Here is a 17,922-nt window from a genome sequence, read left to right as displayed (position 1 = left end):
TTCCCGCGGTGTTTTGCGGTCAATCGAGATGGGATTGCAGTGATAGGGTCGCGCGCACACCAGTTGGACTAGTCTCAATCCGACCTCACCGGCCGGAAGTGCCGGTCCAATCTTCGGGAGCGCGCAATGAAGCACTTCACGGCGGCCGTCGCGACGGTGGCGCTGAGCCTGGCACTGGCTGGCTGCAGTTTCAACATCAAGACCGACAGCGCGCCAACCACGTCGCCAACCACGACGTCCCCGACGACGTCGACAACGACTACGTCGGCAACCACCTCGGCTCAGGCAGCGGGGCCCAACTACACCATCGCCGACTATATCCGGGACAACCACATCCAGGAGACCCCAGTGCACCACGGCGACCCCGGCTCCCCGACCATCGACCTGCCGGTGCCCGACGATTGGCGGCTGCTTCCGGAAAGCTCCCGCGCACCCTATGGCGGCATCGTCTACACCCAGCCCGCCGATCCCAACGATCCCCCCACCATCGTTGCGATCCTCTCCAAACTCACCGGTGACATCGACCCCGCGAAGGTCCTCCAATTCGCACCCGGCGAGTTGAAAAACCTGCCCGGCTTCCAAGGCAGCGGCGACGGAAGTGCAGCCACGCTCGGCGGCTTTTCAGCATGGCAGCTCGGTGGTTCATACAGCAAGAACGGCAAGTTGCGGACCGTCGCGCAGAAGACGGTGGTGATTCCCAGCCAAGGTGCGGTGTTCGTGCTTCAACTCAACGCCGACGCGCTCGACGACGAGACGATGACGTTGATGGACGCCGCCAACGTCATCGACGAGCAGACGACCATCACGCCCTAAGGGACGGATCGCACGCGGAAGACGAACACGCCGCGGTGCAGCACCGAATCGGTTGCGGTTTACGGAATGACGGTGAAGCGCCCACCGCCGATCGGCCGCAGCGCCGAGAAGTGCCGACGGTCCAGGGTGAGGATCGTGCGCGTGCGGTATCGGTCGGCCAGCACGACGTTGGCCGCATCCGCGATCCCGATCCGCTGATCCTGGTATTTCGTGACGATGCGGGCGGCCTGCTCGATTTCGGCGGCACCGCAGTTGGCGAGCTCCCAGGCCCCGCCGGCGAGTTCACGCAGGACGGCGAGCTCGGCATCGACACCTACCCGGGTGGCGACGAGATAGTCGAGTTCCGCTACCACATAAGGGGATACGACGAGCGCGTCTGCGGAGCTATCGATGCACTCAGACACTGCGGCGTGGTCTGGCTCGGCGGCGTCGAAATAGGCAAGCAGCGCACTCGTGTCGATGATCACCGCTCACCGAAGCCAGCCAGCAGCTCGTCGACTCGCCGCGCGATGGGCTCCGAACCCGCATATAGACCCCCGCGCGGCGGCGGCTTGGCGCCGCCGACCGCCGCCCGGATGGACTCCCGGATTACCTGCGCTTCGGAGACTCCGCGCTGCCGAGCGGCGCGCTTCACGGCCGCCTTGAGTTCATCCGGCAGGTAGACCGTCGTCTTGTCCACATACGTATGGTACTACCGGTGGCGCCATATATCTTGTTGCGTCACCAACTTGTCGGCGTAGCCGCGAACCCCGATCGGATCTACGGTGAAGGCATGACAGATCAGTCGTATGCGGTAGACATCGCACACCCACCGGCGGCCCTCCTTCGCCTCGTCAACCCGATCCTGCGCTCCCTGCTGCACACCCCGCTTGCCGGCCCGCTACGCACACAGCTGATGGTGGTGAGCTTCACCGGGCGAAAGACTGGGCGGCACTTCTCGATTCCCTTGAGCGCGCACGTCATCGACAACGACCTCTACGCGCTGACCGAGGCCGGATGGAAGCACAACTTCTCCGACGGTGCCGCCGCCCAGGTCGTCTACGACGGCAAGACGACCGCTATGCGTGGCGAGCTCATCCGGGACCGTGCGGTCGTTTCTGAACTTTTCCTGCGCGCCGCACAGGCCTATGGCGTCAAGCGTGGCCAACGCATGCTGGGGTTGAGCTTCCGCGACCGGCGCATACCCACGCTCGAGGAGTTCGCCGAGGCGGTGGACCGGCTCAAGCTGGTAGCCATTCGGTTGACTCCGGCCGACAATTCGTAGCTCCGCGCCGAGCGTGCGCCGGCCGCGCCGAACGTGCATTGGTGGCGGGGACACGCCGCTCGATGCCGCCGTGGTTGCACCTTCGGCGTGTCAGCTGGCGACGATCGACGCGCGCACCACCGTGCGGGTCAGGTCGAAGTAGTTAGCTGGTCCCGCAGTCGTTCGACGAGGCGAACCAACCGTGCGTGGTGTGATCCCGGCCAGTAGATCCGCCCGCAACCGAAGCAGCGGCTGAATGACTCGTAGTACCGGCGGGTCAACGGCTCCAGCTGGCCAATCACCTCGTCTTTGGAAACCGCGGCCAGCTCACCATTGCATCGCAGACACCGGGATAGCGGTGCCAGCCGCCCGTTGAGGTCTAGCCGCCGCAGCACCTCGAGCGCCTGCTCCTCCGGGTGCTGGGAGTGGACGAACAGACCATGGGTGATTGCCCGGCGCTTCAACAGGCCGCGGTCGCGGGTCAGCAGAATTCGCTGCTCGCCCAGGCTGATATCGGCCAGCGTCGGATCATCGGCGGCACTCGACCACCGTGTGTCGAAGCCCAACAGCCGAAGCAGCCGCGCCAGCTGGCCGAGGTTGACGTCGACGACGAAGCGCGGGTTACGCAACGGCGCTGGGCGCAACCTGGCGGTCGACCCGATGTCGAGGGCCTCGAACATAGGGTAGGCGGCAATGCGGTCGCCGGCGACCGGCCGGTAGGAAAAGTCCGCGGGATCGCCGTTCACCAGGATGAGATCCACCTCGGTATGCGGAATGCCCATCGCCTCCAGCACATCTTTGACCGTCTGATGGCTGCGGAACGGCCGGCGCACCGTCAGACCGCGCGCCTGCAGCTCCACGAACTCGTTGAGCTCGGCGTATGCCCGGACATCCACATAGCCGACCATTCCTTATCCTCTCCCGCAGGGTCGCGGGAGGGCAACGGAGTTCGCGCCCCGGGGCGCGACCGGCTCGAAGACCTGCAATATCGCCGCGGGGCTAGCACCGTCGAGGTCTGGCCGTTTGCACGTGTCGACGGAAATCGAGGGTGCACTGTGGATAGTTCGTTCGCGTAAAGTTTGGGGTTTTGCCCTTTTGACGATAGCGTCAACAAGGGATCGTTGGAGTTGGGATCCCGAAGATTCGCTCCACATGGTAGATCGCCGGGATAGCCACACAATTCCTTGCCACGCCGGGCAACACCGGGCTGACCTGACCTGGGGAGCGAGATGTCGTTCGTAATCGCGACGCCGGAGATGCTGACCACGGCGGCAACGGATTTGGCGAAAATTGGTTCGACGATCACTGCGGCCAACACCGCAGCGGCCGCGGTGGCGAAAGTGCTGCCCGCGTCAGCCGACGAGGTGTCGGTGGCCGTTGCGGCGTTGTTCGGCACGCACGCCCAGGAATATCAGACCGTCAGCGCCCAAGTGGCGACGTTTCATGACCGGTTCGTGCAGACCCTGTCCGCGGCCGCGAGCTCGTACGTGGCCGCCGAGGCGGTCAACGTTGAACAGAGTTTGCTAGCCGCGGTCAATGCGCCCACCCAGGCGCTGTTCGGACGCCCGCTGATCGGCAACGGCGCCGACGGCTCCCCCGGGACCGGGCAGGCCGGCGGGCCAGGCGGCATCTTGTACGGCAACGGCGGCAACGGCGGGTCTGGGGCGCCAGGACAACGAGGCGGGGCCGGCGGGGCGGCGGGCCTAATCGGTAACGGCGGCAACGGTGGAGCCGGCGGCGTGGGTACCACCGGCGGGGCCGGTGGTCACGGCGGCGCGGGCGGGTGGCTGTATGGCAACGGAGGCGCCGGGGGTTTTGGCGGGGCCGGGGCGGTCGGCGGCAACGGCGGGGCCGGCGGTACCGCCGGGTTGTTCGGTGTCGGCGGGGCCGGTGGGGCCGGAGGCAACGGCATCGCCGGTGTCACGGGTACGTCGGCCAGCACACCGGGTGGATCCGGCACCGCTGGCGGGGCCGGCGGGATCGGCGGCAACGGCGGGGCCGGCGGGGCCGGCGGGGTGCTGATGGGCAACGGCGGCAACGGCGGGGCCGGCGGCGAGGGCGGGCCCGGCGGCGCCGGCGGTGCGGGCGCCAGCGGCGCCCACGCCACCAACTTGGGCGCTGACGGTCAAGCCGGCGGAAACGGCGGGAATGGTGGGGCTGGCGGGACCGGCGGGGTCGGCGGGCCCGGCGGCGGCCACGGTCTGCTCGGCCTCGGCGGCAGCCACGGCGCCGGCGGGGCTGGCGGTAGCGGCGGTGACGGCGGAGCTCCCGGTGACGGCGGCAACGGCGCTACCGGGACGTGGGGTCACAACCTTGGTGCCGGCGGGACCGGTGGCAATGGCGGCAACCCGGGCGCCGGTGGGGCCGGTGGCGCCGGTGGCGCCAGCGTCGGCGGCAGCGCGCATGGCGCGAACGGCGCGCCCGGCACCACCTCCACCAGCGGTGGTAACGGCGGCGACGGCGGCAAAGGCGCCGACGCTATCAGCAGCGGACAGACCGGCGCGAACGGTGGCAGGGGTGGCGACGGCGGTCAGGTGGGTAATGGCGGTGCCGGTGGGGCCGGTGGCCGCGGCGGGGCCGGCGGTCTCGGATTTGGATCCGAAGCGCCCGGTCGCCCCGGCGGGGCCGGCGGCACCGGCGGGGCCGGCGGCAACGGCGGAACTCAGGCCGGTGACGGCGGCACCGGAGGTGCTGGCGGGGCCGGCGGCGATGGCGGATCCGGAGGTGCTGGCAGCATCGGCTTCAATGCGTCCGCTCCCGGGGCCGCAGGCTCACCCGGCGGGAATGGCGGTAACGGTGGGCCTGGCGGAGCCGGCGGCGAGGGCGGGGCCGGCGGTCTCGCGTTGGCCGCCTCGGGCCAGAACGGCAGCCAGGGCGCTGGCGGTGACGGCGGAGCCGGCGGGAACGGCGGGACTCCTGGCAACGGCGGTCACGGCGCCGCCGGCGCGCTCGGTGTCAACGGTGGTGTAGGTGGCGCCGGTGGCCACGGCGGTGATCCCGGTGTCGGCGGTGCCGGCGGCCAGGGCGGAAGCGGCTCCACCCCCGGTGCCAACGGCGCACCCGGCAACACCCCCACCAGCGGCGGCAACGGCGGCAACGGCGGCAGAGGCGCCGATGCCACCGGCTTTGGCCAGACCGGCGCGTCCGGCGGCAGGGGCGGTGATGGCGGTTTGGTCGGCAACGGCGGCGCCGGCGGCGCCGGCGGCAACGGCAGCAAAGGCCTGCCCGGTCTGGGCAGGCTCGGCAACCCCGGCCTGGATGGCGGCACCGGCGGAAACGGTGGGGCCGGTGGATCCGGCGGCGCCTGGGCGGGCAACGGTGGCACCGGCGGGGCCGGCGGCACCGGCGGCGTCGGCGGGACTGGAGGGTCCGGCAGCGACGGTGTCAACGGTTCCAGCGCGGGCGCGGACGGGCACCCCGGCGGCACCGGCGGAGTTGGCGGTACCGGCGGAAAAGGTGGGGACGGCGGGGACGGCGGGGCCGCACCCAACGGCGTCGCCGGCAGCCAAGGCCCCGGCGGTGCCGGCGGCGACGGTGGGACCGGCGGAGTTGGCGGTAACGGCGGCCGCGGCATTGACGGCGCCGACGGCGCCACCGCGGGTGCCCGCGGCCAGGATGGCGGCGCCGGCGGGGCCGGCGGAAAGGGCGGCCGAGGCGGGACCGGCGGGCCGGGCGGGGCCGGGCCGGCGGGCACAACCGGCAGCCAAGGCGCCGGCGGCAACGGCGGCAGCGGCGGCACCGGCGGGGACCCCGGTGACGGCGGCAACGGCGCTAACGGCAGCGTGTTCACCAACAACGGCATCGGCGGCAACGGCGGCAACGGCGGCAACGCCGGCCCCAGCGGGGCCGGCGGGAGTGGCGGCGCCGGCTCCACTTTCGGTGCGACCGGCTCAAGCAGCAGCATTCATGTCAACGGCGGCAACGGCGGCAACGGCGGCAACGGCGACCATGCCCTCAGCGGCAACGGCGCGGCCGGCGGCAACGGCGGCAACGGCGGCAACGGCAGCCTGCGCGGCAGCGGTGGGGCCGGCGGCCACGGCGGCAACGGCGGCAATGCCAGCAGGGGCATGGGCGGTGACGGCGGAACCGGTGGCGCCGGCGGAAACGCCGGGCAGATTGGCAACGGCGGAGCGGGCGGCAATGGCGGAGACGGCGGCACCGGTAGTGACGGCAATCCCGGAGCCATTACCGGCAGCGGCGGCCGCGGCGGCGACGGCGGCGTAGGCGGGCAAGGTGGGAGCGTCGCCGGCGACGGCGCTGACGGCGGCCGGGGCGGGGCCGGCGGCACGGGCGGGACGGGCCTGCGGGGCACCACCGGCGCCACCGGTGCGACCGGCACATTCGACGCTGGCGCGGACGGTCACGGCGGTAACGGTGGCACCGGCGGGGTTGGCGGGACCGGCGGCGCCGGCGGCGGCGGCGGCAACGGCGGGGCCGGCGGCAAAGCGCTGTCGCCAACGGGCAACAACGGCAGCCAAGGCGCCGGCGGAGATGGTGGGGCCGGTGGCGCCGGCGGCACCGGCGGCACCGGCGGCGACGGCGGCAGAGGTGCCCACGGCACTCTCTTCAGCAGCCTCGCTGGCACTGGCGGGACTGGCGGAAATGGCGGCACCGGCGGCACCGGCGGCACCGGTGGTGCCGGCGGTGCCGGCGGGACCGGTTCCACCCTGGGCGCGACCGGTGCGACAGGGGCGGCCGGCCGCGCCGGAAACGGTGGCGTCGGCGGCAGTGGCGGCCTTGGCTCCGCCTTTGGCCCCGGCGGCACCGGCGGCATGGGCGGCGCCGGCGGCACCAGCACCGTCAGCGCCGGCGGTGACGGCGGAAGGGGCGGCTTCGGCGGCGACGGCCTTGATGCCAGTTCCGGTGGGAATGGCGGGGACGGCGGGCACGGTGGCGACGGCTTCAGGACCGCTGGGGCGGGCGGGCGAGGTGGGGACGGCGGCAAAGGGGCCGACCCCGGCGGTTTATTCCCGATCCCTGGGGCTGGCGGTAAGGGTGGCACCGGTGGCACCGGCGGCACCGCACACCTCGGGCCCCTGGCCATCATCGGCCAATCCGGCCAGCCCGGCCAGTTCGGCAGCCCCGGCGCCGACGGCCGCGGCGGGGCCGGGGGCGCAGGCGGGGGCGGCGGCGCCGGCGGCAGCTTCTAGCATTCTCCGAATCTGCCGGCCGGCGGGCCTGCCCGGGATGCTCCCTATTGCTGCGGTGCGGGCTTCAACACACTGAAGATCGCGCCCTGCGGATCGGACAACACGGCGAACCGGCCCACCGACGGAATGTCAGCCGGTTCCGCAATGACCTGGCCGCCCGCTGCGGCGGCTTTGGCCGCCGTGGCGTCGGCGTCATCCACCGCAAAGTAGACGTGCCAATGATTCGGCACGCCGGGCATCGGCGGTTCCATACAGCCGCCGACTTCCGCGTCGCCGGCCTTGAGCACCCGATAGTTCTGGCCCGCAGCTATCTCCATGCTCGAGTGGGTGAGGCCAACCACAGCCTCGTAGAACGCTAGCGCCAAATCCGGCTTGTCCGTGAGCAGTTCGTTCCAGATGAGCGTGCCCGTCTCGTTGACCAACGTCGCTCCGATGTGCCGATTGGCCTGCCATAGGCCCACGGCAGCGCCGGTCGGATCGGTGATGAACGACATCCGGCCGGCATCGCCGATGTCGAAGGCCGGCATCATCACCTGCCCGCCCCCGGGCACCACCTTGTCCACCACCGCATCGACGTCGTCCACCGCGATATAGGTGTTCCAGATCGGCGGCATCCCCTCCGGTGCACCCGGGGGCATCGGTGCGATGGCGGCCACGGCTTCGCCGTTCAGCGTGGCCATGGAATAGACCCCACCGCCTCCGGGGACCGGGTTGTCGTCGTAACCCCAGCCGAACAACGATGTGTAGAACTTTTTGGCGGCGGACTGATCGGTGGTCTGAAGGTCGACCCAGTTCGGCGTGCCTTGCCTGTATTCGCTTCTCTTGGGCATGATCATCCTTTCGTTAGGTGGCGGACACGTGGCCTGCGGTCGGCTGGCGGCCGGTGAAGGCGATGAGGCGATCGAGGACTGGGGCAAAGGAACCGACCGCCGCCGGCGCGGCGAAGCCCGCGGAGTTACGGGTTGCCGGGGTGATGACCTTGCCGGCCACCGCCAGTACGTACTCCGACACCGGCTCGGACGCGATCACCTGAGAACCGGTGGCAATCGCGAAATCCCAAGCGTGGACCAGAAATTCTAGGCACAGGATGCCGACCGGCACCGTCGCAGGCACCTGGTTCGAGTTCAGCTCCACCGTGCCCGCCAAGCCACGCCGCCGCCAGGCTTCCATCACGGCCTGCGCCGCGTCGGCCACCTGGGTTTCCAGTGGCGCGTCCACATCGCGGGGCGCCAGCTGCGCGCCCGCCGCAGCGCCGATGATCGCCAGCGAGCGCAGCAAATGATCCGCCAGTTGCGAAACGTCATATTCCGTACACGGTGTCTGCCTGGTCAGGTCAGAGGCGCCTATCCCGCGCAGTACGTGCTGAAGAACGGCCAATGTTGCTTCGGCACAAGATAATTCGTCGAGCGGATCGGGCGCTGCGGCCCATTCGTCGGGACCGGCGTCACCGCGTTGGCCGGCGACGACCAGCCGGTCCAGGAAGTGGTTCCACCCTTTGGCGTGCCGGGCGGCCTGCTGCGCGGTCAGCCCGTCGTGGACCAGCCGGACCTCGGTGCCGCCGTCGACCGGGGTCAGCGTGATGGTCACCGTCGACCCGCCCGGCGGGGGGTCGCCGTGGTCCTCCCAACCCCAGGTGAAGACCACCCGCTTGCCGGGGTCGACGTCGATGACGGTGCCGGCCGCGCTATGCCCCGGAGTCACCGTCCAGCGATAAGCGCCACCGGTGCGCAGCTCGATACGCGCGGCGACGGCCATCCAGCGCCGAAGCCTGTCGGGCTGGGTGATGAGCGCGAAGGTGCTGGTCGGATCCAAGGGCACGACGACCGCTTTCTCGAACGGCATGGCACAGTCTCCTTGTGACGGCGGGTAGTGGGCGGCATCGGCGACAAGACGGTCCAGCTCGTCGCTCCAGAAGGACTCCATGAGCGCACGAAGCCGCAGCACCCCGCGCTCATCGAGCCGGTAGTACCGTTCCCGGCCCTGTTTGCGGGCGGTAACCAATCCCGCTTCGGCGAGCATGCCGAGGTGCTGCGATATCGCCGAACGGGTGACCGTGAACTGCGACGCAAGCTGGGTAACGGTGCGTTCACCCGGTGCCAGGAGCTGTAGCAGCCGGCGCCGGGTTGGCTCTGCCGCGACTTCCAGCATGTCGGGCACACGCCAATACGTTAGCGCTCACTAACGTATTGATCAAGGGGCAACGAGCGACCGGTCTTGTTCTAAACTATTGCCGAAGAGCACAATTGCAGTGTGAAAGTAGCGATTAGCGGTGCCGGCGTGGCAGGAGCGGCGCTCGCCCACTGGCTGCAGCGCACCGGCCACACCCCGACAGTGATCGAGCGGGCGCCGAAGTTCCGCACCGGCGGCTACATGATCGACTTCTGGGGCGTCGGCTACCAGGTGGCCAAACGAATGGGCATCACGGACCAGATCGCAGCGGCGGGTTACCACATGGAACACGTCCGCTCCGTCGGTCCCACCGGCAAGGTCAAAGCCGACCTGGGCGTCGACGTCTTTCGCCGCATGGTCGGCGACGACTTCACCAGCTTGCCGCGCGGCGATCTCGCCGCCGCGATCTACACGACGATCGAAGACCAAGTGGAAACGATCTTCGACGACAGCATCGCCACCATCGACGAGCACCGCGACGGCGTCCGGCTCACCTTCGAAAGGACCGCCCCGCGCGATTTCGACCTGGTCATCGGTGCCGACGGACTGCACTCCAACGTGCGCCGGCTGGTCTTCGGGCCGGAGCGGGATTTCGAGCACTACCTGGGCTGCAAGGTCGCGGCCTGCGTGGTCGACGGCTACCGGCCCCGCGACGAGCGCAGCTATGTCCTCTACAACACCGTCGACCGACAGCTGGCGCGGTTCGCGCTGCGCGGCGACCGCACCATGTTCTTGTTCGTCTTCCGCGCCGAACACGACAACCCCGGCGTGGCACCCAAAGATGAGCTGCGCGACCAATTCGGCGACGTGGGCTGGGAAAGCCGGGACATTCTGGCCGCCCTCGACGACGTCGAGGACCTGTACTTCGACGTGGTCAGCCAAATCCGGATGGACCGCTGGTCACGCGGTCGGGTGCTGCTGATCGGCGACGCGGCCGGGTGCATCTCGCTGCTCGGCGGCGAGGGCACCGGCCTGGCGATCACCGAGGCCTACGTGCTGGCCGGGGAGCTCGCCCGCGCCGGGGGCGACCACCGTCGCGCCTTCGACGCCTACGAGAAGCGCCTGCGTCCCTTCATCGAGGGCAAGCAAGCCAGTGCGGCGAAGTTCATCTGGTTTTTCGCCACCCGAACCCGATTCGGCCTGTGGTTTCGCAACGTTGCGATGCGCACGATGAACTTCGGCCCGCTGGCGACGCTGTTCGCCGGCAGCGTGCGTGACGACTTCGAGCTGCCCGACTACACCTGGTGACCACCGCCGACGGGCACCTCTCCGCCAGGTAGGCACGGTTTGTCGCCGGCAATGTGACCTTTGGGCGCGGTCTTGAGGACCTTCGGCCCCACCCACGAGGCCGCCGCCGGCCGATCGTATGACGTGCAATGTACGCCATAGGGTGCGTGTTACGGCGATTACCTGAAGGCGGCGGTGGTCCGGAGTGGCTGGCAATCCTGATGTGGTGACGGTGCTGCTGGGCGGTGACGTCATGCTCGGCCGTGGCGTCGATCAGATCCTGCCTCATCCCGGCAAACCGCAATTGCGCGAACGGTATATGCGGGATGCGACCGGCTATGTTCGCCTGGCCGAGCGGGTGAACGGGCGCATTCCGCTCCCCGTGGATTGGCGCTGGCCCTGGGGCGAGGCGTTGGCGGTCCTTGAGAACACCGCGACCGACGTCTGTTTGATCAATCTGGAGACGACGATCACCGCCGACGGTGAATTCGCCGACCGCAAACCGGTCTGCTACCGGATGCACCCGGATAACGTGCCGGCGCTGACGGCATTGCGGCCGCACGTGTGCGCGCTGGCCAACAACCACATTCTCGATTTCGGCTACCAGGGGCTGACCGATACGGTCGCGGCTCTCGCCGGTGCGGGGATCCAGAGTGTCGGGGCGGGAGCCGATTTGCTCGCCGCTCGCCGCTCGGCGCTAGTCACGGTTGGCCATGAACGCCGGGTGATCGTCGGCTCGGTAGCGGCGGAATCCAGCGGCGTCCCCGAATCCTGGGCCGCCCGCCGCGACCGGCCCGGAGTGTGGTTGATCCGGGATCCGGCGCAACGCGACGTCGCCGACGATGTGGCGGCACAGGTGCTGGCGGACAAACGCCCCGGCGATATCGCCATAGTCTCGATGCATTGGGGATCCAATTGGGGCTATGCGACCGCACCCGGCGACGTCGCGTTCGCGCACCGACTGATCGACGCCGGCATCGACATGGTCCACGGACATTCCTCGCACCATCCGCGGCCAATCGAGATATATCGCGGTAAACCGATCCTGTACGGATGCGGTGACGTCGTTGACGACTACGAAGGCATCGGCGGGCACGAGTCGTTCCGCAGTGAACTGCGACTGCTGTATCTGACCGTCACCGATCCCGCCAGCGGGAACCTGATCTCGCTGCAGATGCTTCCACTGCGAGTGTCGCGGATGCGCCTACAGCGTGCCTCCCAGACCGACACCGAATGGCTCCGCAACACCATTGAGCGCATCAGCCGCCGGTTCGGGATTCGAGTCGTGACTCGACCCGACAACCTGCTGGAGGTCGTTCCCGCTGCCAACCTAACGAGCAAGGAGTAACCGGCAACCATGGCGATCCGCCAACACGTCGGCGCGCTGTTCACCGACCTGTACGAGGTGACGATGGCCCAGGCCTACTGGGCCGAAAGAATGTCGGGCACAGCGGTTTTCGAGATATTCTTCCGCAAGCTTCCGCCTGGCAGGTCCTACATCATGGCCGCCGGGCTGGCCGATGTGGTCGAGTTCCTCGAAGCGTTTCGATTCGACGAGCAGGATCTGCGTTACCTGCGTGGCCTGGGCCAGTTTTCCGACGAGTTCCTGAGGTGGCTGGCCGGAGTGCGTTTCACCGGAGATGTCTGGGCCGCGCCGGAAGGAACCGTGATTTTTCCGAACGAACCCGCGGTCCAGCTGATCGCGCCAATCATCGAGGCCCAGCTTGTCGAGACGTTTGTGCTGAACCAGATTCATCTGCAAAGCGTGCTCGCGAGCAAGGCCGCGCGGGTGGTCGCCGCCGCGCGCGGACGACCGGTGGTGGATTTCGGCGCGCGGCGCGCTCACGGCACCGACGCGGCCTGCAAGGTCGCGCGCACCAGTTATCTCGCGGGCGCTGCGGGCACGTCGAATCTGCTCGCGGCCCGCCAATATGGGATCCCGACGTTCGGCACCATGGCGCACAGCTTTGTTCAAGCCTTCGACAGTGAGGTGGCCGCGTTCGAGGCGTTCGCCCGGCTCTACCCAGCCACCATGCTGCTCGTGGACACCTACGACACGCTACGCGGCGTCGATCACGTCATCGAGTTGGCCAAGCGGCTGGGCAATCGCTTCGATGTGCGCGCGGTCCGGCTGGATTCCGGCGACCTCGATGAGCTGTCCAAGGCGACCCGTGCACGGCTCGACACCGCCGGTCTCGAGCAGGTCGAGATCTTCGCGTCGTCGGGCCTCGACGAAAACCGCATCGCCGCGCTTTTGGCTGCCCGCTGTCCGATCGACGGCTTCGGCGTGGGCACCCAGCTCGTCGTGGCTCAAGACGCGCCCGCGCTGGACATGGCCTACAAGCTGGTGGCATACGACGGCAGCGGGCGCACCAAGTTCTCCAGCGGCAAGGTGATCTACCCGGGACGCAAGCAGGTGTTCCGTAAGCTCGAGCACGGAGTCTTTTGCGGCGACACGCTCGGCGAGCACGGTGAAAACCTTCCCGGGGACCCGTTGCTGGTGCCCATCATGACCAACGGCCGACGCATCCGGCAGCATGCACCCACATTGGACGGCGCGCGGGACTGGGCCCGCCAGCAGATCGACGCGCTCCCGCCGGAGCTGCGCTCGCTCGAGGACACCGGCTACTCGTATCCGGTGGCGGTCAGCGACAGGATCGTGGGCGAACTCGCCCGGCTGCGGCACGCCGACACGGCCGAAGCCCACCCCGGGTCCAACGTCGTCGGGGCGAAGGCCAAACGACCCTAGAACAACAAGTTCGTCGTCTCTAGATTTCGGACTGCCGACGCATCGAAAGCTTGCCGTTACCCCGAGTTCCGGAGGGACACCATGAGCACCGCCAGCCGAGCACGAGGCCAAACTCCGCCGACGCAGGCCGGTTGGACTTGTCGTGCTGGACAAGGGGTTTAGCCGCCGAAGCAGTGACGTACATCGGCGAAGAGCAGTTCGCCTGTCGACCGACGGCGCAAACCGTGAGGCTAGGGAAGCGAGGAGCACATGGCCGCCGACCCGCAATGTACACGCTGCAAGCAAACCATCGAACCCGGATGGCTATACATCACCGCCCATCGCCGCGGTCAAGCCGGGATCGTCGATGACGGCGCAGTACTGATTCACGTGCCCGGTGAATGCCCGCACCCCGGGGAGCACGTTCCGCGAAGCTAGCCGGTTGGCATGCTAGGCAACGCAGCGTCAAGTGAGAGGGCAAAACCAAAATGGGTGAGCACGCCATCAAGCGGCACATGCGGCAACGGAAGCCTACGAAGCATCCCCTAGCCCAGAAACGGGGCGCGCGGATTCTGGTCTTCACCGACGATCCCCGCAGGAGCGTCCTCATAGTGCCCGGTTGCCACCTGGATTCCATGCGCCGAGAAAAGAACGCGTACTACTTCCAGGACGGCAATGCGTTGGTTGGGATGGTTGTCTCGGGCGGCACGGTTGAGTACGACGCCGACGACCGCACATATGTCGTGCAGCTCACCGACGGAAGGCACACCACTGAGTCATCTTTCGAACACTCATCGCCGAGTCGATCACCTCAATCCGATGACCTATGAAGCGCGCGGGCCCGGCCGCCATCGGCCCGTCGATCCGAGTGCGCACGGCCGAAGTGAGCCACCACCGTAGCGCCGCCGAGTTCGCTTCCGCGGACGCAAGCCCGGGATTTGCGGAGTAGCGTACAAGGCGGGATGCGCAATCCGGTCGCTGAGGGACTGTCGTCAGTCGGCCCAGGGACCTAATTCCATATTTGGAGCCATGAGATGGCGACACACTCGGCAGATGAAGCTCTTTGACGATCGTGGCGACGCTGGACGCCAGTTGGCGCAACGCCTGGCGCAGCTATCCGGCAAGGCCGTCGTCGTCCTTGGCTTGCCGCGCGGCGGGGTACCGGTGGCCTTTGAGGTCGCCAAGTCACTGCAAGCGCCACTCGACGTCCTGGTCGTGCGCAAGCTTGGCGTGCCGTTCCAACCCGAATTGGCTTTCGGCGCCATCGGTGAGGACGGCGTGCGGGTGCTCAACGACGACGTCGTCCGCGGGACACACCTCGATGCTGCCGCCATGGACGCGGTCGAACGCAAGCAGCTGATCGAGCTACAACGCCGCGCGGAACGCTTCCGCCGCGGGCGTGACCGCATCCCGTTGACCGGGCGGATCGCGGTGATCGTCGATGACGGCATCGCCACCGGAGCGACGGCCAAGGCGGCGTGCCAGGTCGCCCGGGCGCACGGTGCGGACAAGGTGGTGCTGGCGGTCCCGATCGGCCCAGACGACATCGTGGCGAGATTCGCCGGGTACGCCGATGAGGTGGTGTGTTTGGCGACGCCGGCGTTGTTCTTCGCCGTCGGGCAGGGTTACCGCAACTTCACCCAGACCTCCGACGACGAGGTGGTGGCGTTTCTGGATCGTGCTCACCGCGACTTCGCCGAGGCAGGTGCGATCGATGCCGCCGCTGACCCACCGCTTCGCGATGAGGAGGTCCAGGTCGTTGCCGGTCCAGTACCGGTGGCAGGGCACCTGACTGTCCCCGAAAAACCCAGGGGAATTGTGGTTTTCGCACATGGCAGTGGCAGCAGCCGGCACAGTATCCGCAATCGGTACGTTGCAGAGGTCTTGACCGGGGCCGGGTTTGCGACGCTGTTATTCGACTTGCTCACGCCCGAAGAAGAACGCAACCGCGCCAACGTCTTCGACATTGAGCTGCTCGCTTCCCGACTCATCGACGTGACCGGTTGGTTGGCCACCCAGCCCGACACCGCATCGCTGCCGGTCGGCTACTTCGGCGCCAGCACGGGAGCGGGTGCGGCGCTGGTCGCGGCCGCCGATCCGCGCGTGAACGTGCGGGCGGTGGTGTCCCGCGGCGGCCGGCCCGATCTCGCGGGTGATTCGCTGGGGAGCGTGGTGGCACCGACGCTGCTGATCGTGGGTGGACGCGACCAGGTGGTCCTCGAGCTGAACCAACGAGCGCAAGCGGTAATACCCGGGAAATGCCAACTCACCGTGGTCCCCGGCGCCACACACCTATTCGAAGAACCAGGCACGCTGGAACAGGTTGCCAAGCTGGCGTGCGATTGGTTCATCGACCACTTGTGCGGCCCAGGCCCAAGCGGCTAAACCGCTAGCCGGCCGGGGTGATCCCTGCGATCCCTGCGCGAGCAGACGCAGAATCGCATCAAAATCGCTGATTTTGTGCGATTCTGCGTCTGCTCGCGCCATGGGAGCCGCCGTCAGAACTCGCAGGAGCGGCCCGCACAGCCGCCGCTGAACTCCGTGTCAGCCTGCGCCAGTAGCGGTTTCGGCGCGGCGTAGGACAGTACCTGTCCTTCCCGGCTGCCGTAGCGATACACCGTGATGCCCTTGACCTTTGCCTTCCAGGCGGCCACATAGATGGCGCGGACGTCATCGACCGTCGCCGTGGCGGGCAAGTTGACCGTCTTGGACACGGCGGCCTCGACGTGGCGCTGCACCGCGGCCTGCATGCGCAGATGCCACTGCGGCGCGATCTCCGCCGCGGTCGGGAACGCGGCCCGCACCTCAGCAGGCAGCCGCGGATAGCCACGGACTCCGCCACGCTGAGCGATCTCGGCGATCAGCTCGTCACGATAAAAGCCCCGATCGCGGGCCAGTCGGTCGAAGCACGGATTGACCTCCAGCAGATGCCGGCCGACGATGGCGCGGGTGAACGCGATAGCGAACATCGGCTCGATGCCCGCGGTGGTTCCGGCGATCAGTGAGATGGTGCCCGTCGGAGCGACGGAGGTGACCTGTGCGTTGCGCCTCGGGCCCGACCGCGCGAACCGGCTATCGGTGAACGCCGGGAATGCGCCCCGCTCTTCGGCCAGCCTCCGCGATGCCGTGTGCGCCGCCTGCTGTATGCGACGCATGAGCCGGGTGGCTAACCGCACGGCTTCTTCACTGTCGTACGGAATACCCAGTGCGGCAAGCAGTTCCGCCAAACCCATGACTCCCAGCCCGATCTTGCGGGTGGCGCGGGCCGCCTCACCCAGTTCGGGGAAGGGGTAGCGGCTGACATCGATGACGTCATCAAGGAACCGCACCGCCACACCGGCGACCTCCTCGAGCCGGTCCCAGTCGACGCGACCGTCGGCGAGCATCCGGGCGAGGTTGATCGAGCCGAGATTACATGACTCGTAAGGCAGCAGTGGGACCTCCCCGCACGGGTTGGTCGCCTCGATGCGGCCTCTCCCCGGCACCGGGTTTGCCCTATTGATCGTGTCGAGAAACACCAGCCCGGGATCGCCACCGGCGTGCGCGGCTTTGCAGATGGCGTCGAACAGCTCGGCGGCGGGCATCCGCGCGACGATCTTGCCGGTTCGCGGATTGACCAGCCGGTGTAGGCCGTTGCGTTCGACGGCCCGCAGGAACGCGTCGGTCACACCAACCGATAGGTTGAAATGCGGGAGCTCGCTGGGGGATTCGGCCTTGGCGGTGACGAAATCACAGATATCCGGGTGCGACACATCAAGCACAGCCATACAGGCGCCACGCCGGCGACCGCCCATGGAGACCACACCCGCGGCACTGTCATACAGCCGTAGAAACGACACCGGTCCGCTGGCCGTGCCGCCCGTGGAGGCCACCCGATCCCCGGCGGGTCGCAGGTGGCTGAACGCATATCCGGTGCCGCCTCCAGCCCGCTGCAGCTCGGCGGCCTGTCCCAGCGTCGCAAAGATCGATTGCAGCGAATCCTCAATCGGCAGAACAAAACAGCCGGCGAGCAGTCCCAGGTCGGTGCCAGAGTTCATCAACGTGGGCGAATTCGGCAGGAATTCCAGGTTGCGTAATAGCGTGGCGAACCGCTCGGCCCACCGCCTCGACGAGCCCGGCTCATACTGGTCCTCGGCCGCCGCGACACAGCGCGCCGATCGGTCCATCAGCTCGCCGGTCGACTCGGCCGGCCGGCCCTGCTCGTCGTGCAGCAGATAGCGCTCGCGCAGTACCGTCACGGCCGCCAAGCTCAGCTTTAACTCGTCCCGCACGCCGAGCAAGGCCTTAGCCGTCCGCAGCTCGGCGCGCCGCTGCCGGTAGATGATGTAAACACGGGCCACGTCATCCAGACCGGCTTCCCCCAGCCGGGCCTCCACGCAGTCCTGAATGTCCTCAACGGGAGCGATACCGCGCCCGAGTGCGTCGGCGACGGCTTTCGCTACGGTGCCCGGCATATCGGGGTCGTCGCAAGCCACCTCGCGCGCTGCCCGCGTCACCGCTGCTTCGATCCGCGCGATGTCGAACGGCACCAGCGTTCCATCCCGGCGCCGGACTTTCGCCGGCCAGCTGACACCCACCGACTTCGTCGCTTG

The 17,922-nt window shown here is 68.4% G+C and carries 14 protein-coding genes; 8 read left to right on the top strand and 6 right to left on the bottom strand.

Translation table 11 applies throughout. From position 1 onward, the window contains the following. The first annotated feature begins 126 nt into the window (after window positions 1-126). Window positions 127-813: a lipoprotein LpqN gene (gene lpqN, locus Rv0583c; RefSeq protein ID NP_215097.1), complete on the top strand. Its 687-nt coding sequence runs from the start codon at window positions 127-129 to the stop codon at window positions 811-813. A gap of 59 nt (window positions 814-872) precedes the next feature. Here lpqN and vapC26 read toward each other — a convergent pair whose 3' ends face one another. Both vapC26 and vapB26 read right to left on the bottom strand, forming a co-directional pair. Continuing rightward, the gene (vapC26, locus tag Rv0582; protein ID NP_215096.1) at window positions 873-1,280 is read right to left on the bottom strand and encodes a ribonuclease VapC26; all 408 of its coding nucleotides are present in this window, start codon (window positions 1,278-1,280) and stop codon (window positions 873-875) included. Then, window positions 1,277-1,492: an antitoxin VapB26 gene (gene vapB26, locus Rv0581; RefSeq protein NP_215095.1), complete on the bottom strand. Its 216-nt coding sequence runs from the start codon at window positions 1,490-1,492 to the stop codon at window positions 1,277-1,279. The genes vapC26 and vapB26 overlap by 4 nt, the downstream gene beginning before the upstream one ends. 93 nt (window positions 1,493-1,585) lie before the next feature. On the opposite strand from vapB26, the gene Rv0580c reads away from it, so the two are divergent. After that, on the top strand, window positions 1,586-2,077 hold the full coding sequence (locus tag Rv0580c) for a hypothetical protein (RefSeq protein ID NP_215094.1): 492 nt from the start codon (window positions 1,586-1,588) through the stop codon (window positions 2,075-2,077). 128 nt (window positions 2,078-2,205) lie between these two features. Here the strand turns inward: Rv0580c and Rv0579 are convergent, their stop codons facing one another. Continuing rightward, the gene (locus Rv0579; protein ID NP_215093.1) at window positions 2,206-2,964 is read right to left on the bottom strand and encodes a hypothetical protein; all 759 of its coding nucleotides are present in this window, start codon (window positions 2,962-2,964) and stop codon (window positions 2,206-2,208) included. A 321-nt stretch (window positions 2,965-3,285) separates the two neighbouring features. On the opposite strand from Rv0579, the gene PE_PGRS7 reads away from it, so the two are divergent. Then, on the top strand, window positions 3,286-7,206 hold the full coding sequence (PE_PGRS7, locus tag Rv0578c; RefSeq protein ID YP_177739.1) for a PE-PGRS family protein PE_PGRS7: 3,921 nt from the start codon (window positions 3,286-3,288) through the stop codon (window positions 7,204-7,206). 44 nt (window positions 7,207-7,250) lie between these two features. Here the strand turns inward: PE_PGRS7 and TB27.3 are convergent, their stop codons facing one another. Beyond that, on the bottom strand, window positions 7,251-8,036 hold the full coding sequence (TB27.3, locus tag Rv0577) for a hypothetical protein (protein ID NP_215091.1): 786 nt from the start codon (window positions 8,034-8,036) through the stop codon (window positions 7,251-7,253). A 13-nt stretch (window positions 8,037-8,049) separates the two neighbouring features. Beyond that, window positions 8,050-9,354 carry a transcriptional regulator gene (locus tag Rv0576; RefSeq protein NP_215090.1) on the bottom strand — a complete coding sequence of 435 codons (1,305 nt, stop codon included), beginning with the start codon at window positions 9,352-9,354 and terminating at the stop codon, window positions 8,050-8,052. 102 nt (window positions 9,355-9,456) lie between these two features. Between Rv0576 and Rv0575c the strand changes: the two genes are divergently transcribed. The 5 genes from Rv0575c (at window position 9,457) to Rv0571c (ending at window position 15,715) form a co-directional block, all read left to right on the top strand. Next, window positions 9,457-10,623: an oxidoreductase gene (locus tag Rv0575c; protein NP_215089.1), complete on the top strand. Its 1,167-nt coding sequence runs from the start codon at window positions 9,457-9,459 to the stop codon at window positions 10,621-10,623. Window positions 10,624-10,807: 184 nt separating this feature from the next. Next, entirely contained in the window at window positions 10,808-11,950 is a 1,143-nt protein-coding gene (locus Rv0574c; protein NP_215088.1) for a hypothetical protein, read from the top strand. Window positions 11,951-11,959: 9 nt separating this feature from the next. Further along, complete coding sequence (pncB2, locus tag Rv0573c; protein NP_215087.1) at window positions 11,960-13,351, top strand: nicotinic acid phosphoribosyltransferase PncB2; 1,392 nt, start codon at window positions 11,960-11,962, stop codon at window positions 13,349-13,351. A 467-nt stretch (window positions 13,352-13,818) separates the two neighbouring features. After that, on the top strand, window positions 13,819-14,160 hold the full coding sequence (locus Rv0572c; RefSeq protein NP_215086.1) for a hypothetical protein: 342 nt from the start codon (window positions 13,819-13,821) through the stop codon (window positions 14,158-14,160). A 223-nt stretch (window positions 14,161-14,383) separates the two neighbouring features. Further along, on the top strand, window positions 14,384-15,715 hold the full coding sequence (locus tag Rv0571c) for a hypothetical protein (RefSeq protein ID NP_215085.1): 1,332 nt from the start codon (window positions 14,384-14,386) through the stop codon (window positions 15,713-15,715). A 113-nt stretch (window positions 15,716-15,828) separates the two neighbouring features. Here the strand turns inward: Rv0571c and nrdZ are convergent, their stop codons facing one another. Continuing rightward, window positions 15,829-17,907 carry a vitamin B12-dependent ribonucleoside-diphosphate reductase gene (gene nrdZ / locus Rv0570; protein ID NP_215084.1) on the bottom strand — a complete coding sequence of 693 codons (2,079 nt, stop codon included), beginning with the start codon at window positions 17,905-17,907 and terminating at the stop codon, window positions 15,829-15,831. Window positions 17,908-17,922 lie beyond the last annotated feature (15 nt).

It is taken from the genome of Mycobacterium tuberculosis H37Rv, from assembly GCF_000195955.2.
Taxonomy (GTDB): Bacteria; Actinomycetota; Actinomycetes; order Mycobacteriales; family Mycobacteriaceae; genus Mycobacterium; species Mycobacterium tuberculosis.
Note: the sequence above shows the minus strand (reverse complement) of the source record. Positions and strands in the feature narration are given on the sequence as shown.

Coding starts and splice junctions, on each gene's coding strand:
- lpqN (NP_215097.1), top strand. CDS start 127: ATGAAGCACTTCACGGCGGCCGTCGCGACGGTGGCGCTGAGCCTGGCA.
- Rv0580c (NP_215094.1), top strand. CDS start 1,586: ATGACAGATCAGTCGTATGCGGTAGACATCGCACACCCACCGGCGGCC.
- Rv0579 (NP_215093.1), bottom strand. CDS start 2,964: ATGGTCGGCTATGTGGATGTCCGGGCATACGCCGAGCTCAACGAGTTC.
- PE_PGRS7 (YP_177739.1), top strand. CDS start 3,286: ATGTCGTTCGTAATCGCGACGCCGGAGATGCTGACCACGGCGGCAACG.
- TB27.3 (NP_215091.1), bottom strand. CDS start 8,036: ATGCCCAAGAGAAGCGAATACAGGCAAGGCACGCCGAACTGGGTCGAC.
- Rv0576 (NP_215090.1), bottom strand. CDS start 9,354: ATGCTGGAAGTCGCGGCAGAGCCAACCCGGCGCCGGCTGCTACAGCTC.
- pncB2 (NP_215087.1), top strand. CDS start 11,960: ATGGCGATCCGCCAACACGTCGGCGCGCTGTTCACCGACCTGTACGAG.
- Rv0572c (NP_215086.1), top strand. CDS start 13,819: ATGGGTGAGCACGCCATCAAGCGGCACATGCGGCAACGGAAGCCTACG.
- Rv0571c (NP_215085.1), top strand. CDS start 14,384: ATGAAGCTCTTTGACGATCGTGGCGACGCTGGACGCCAGTTGGCGCAA.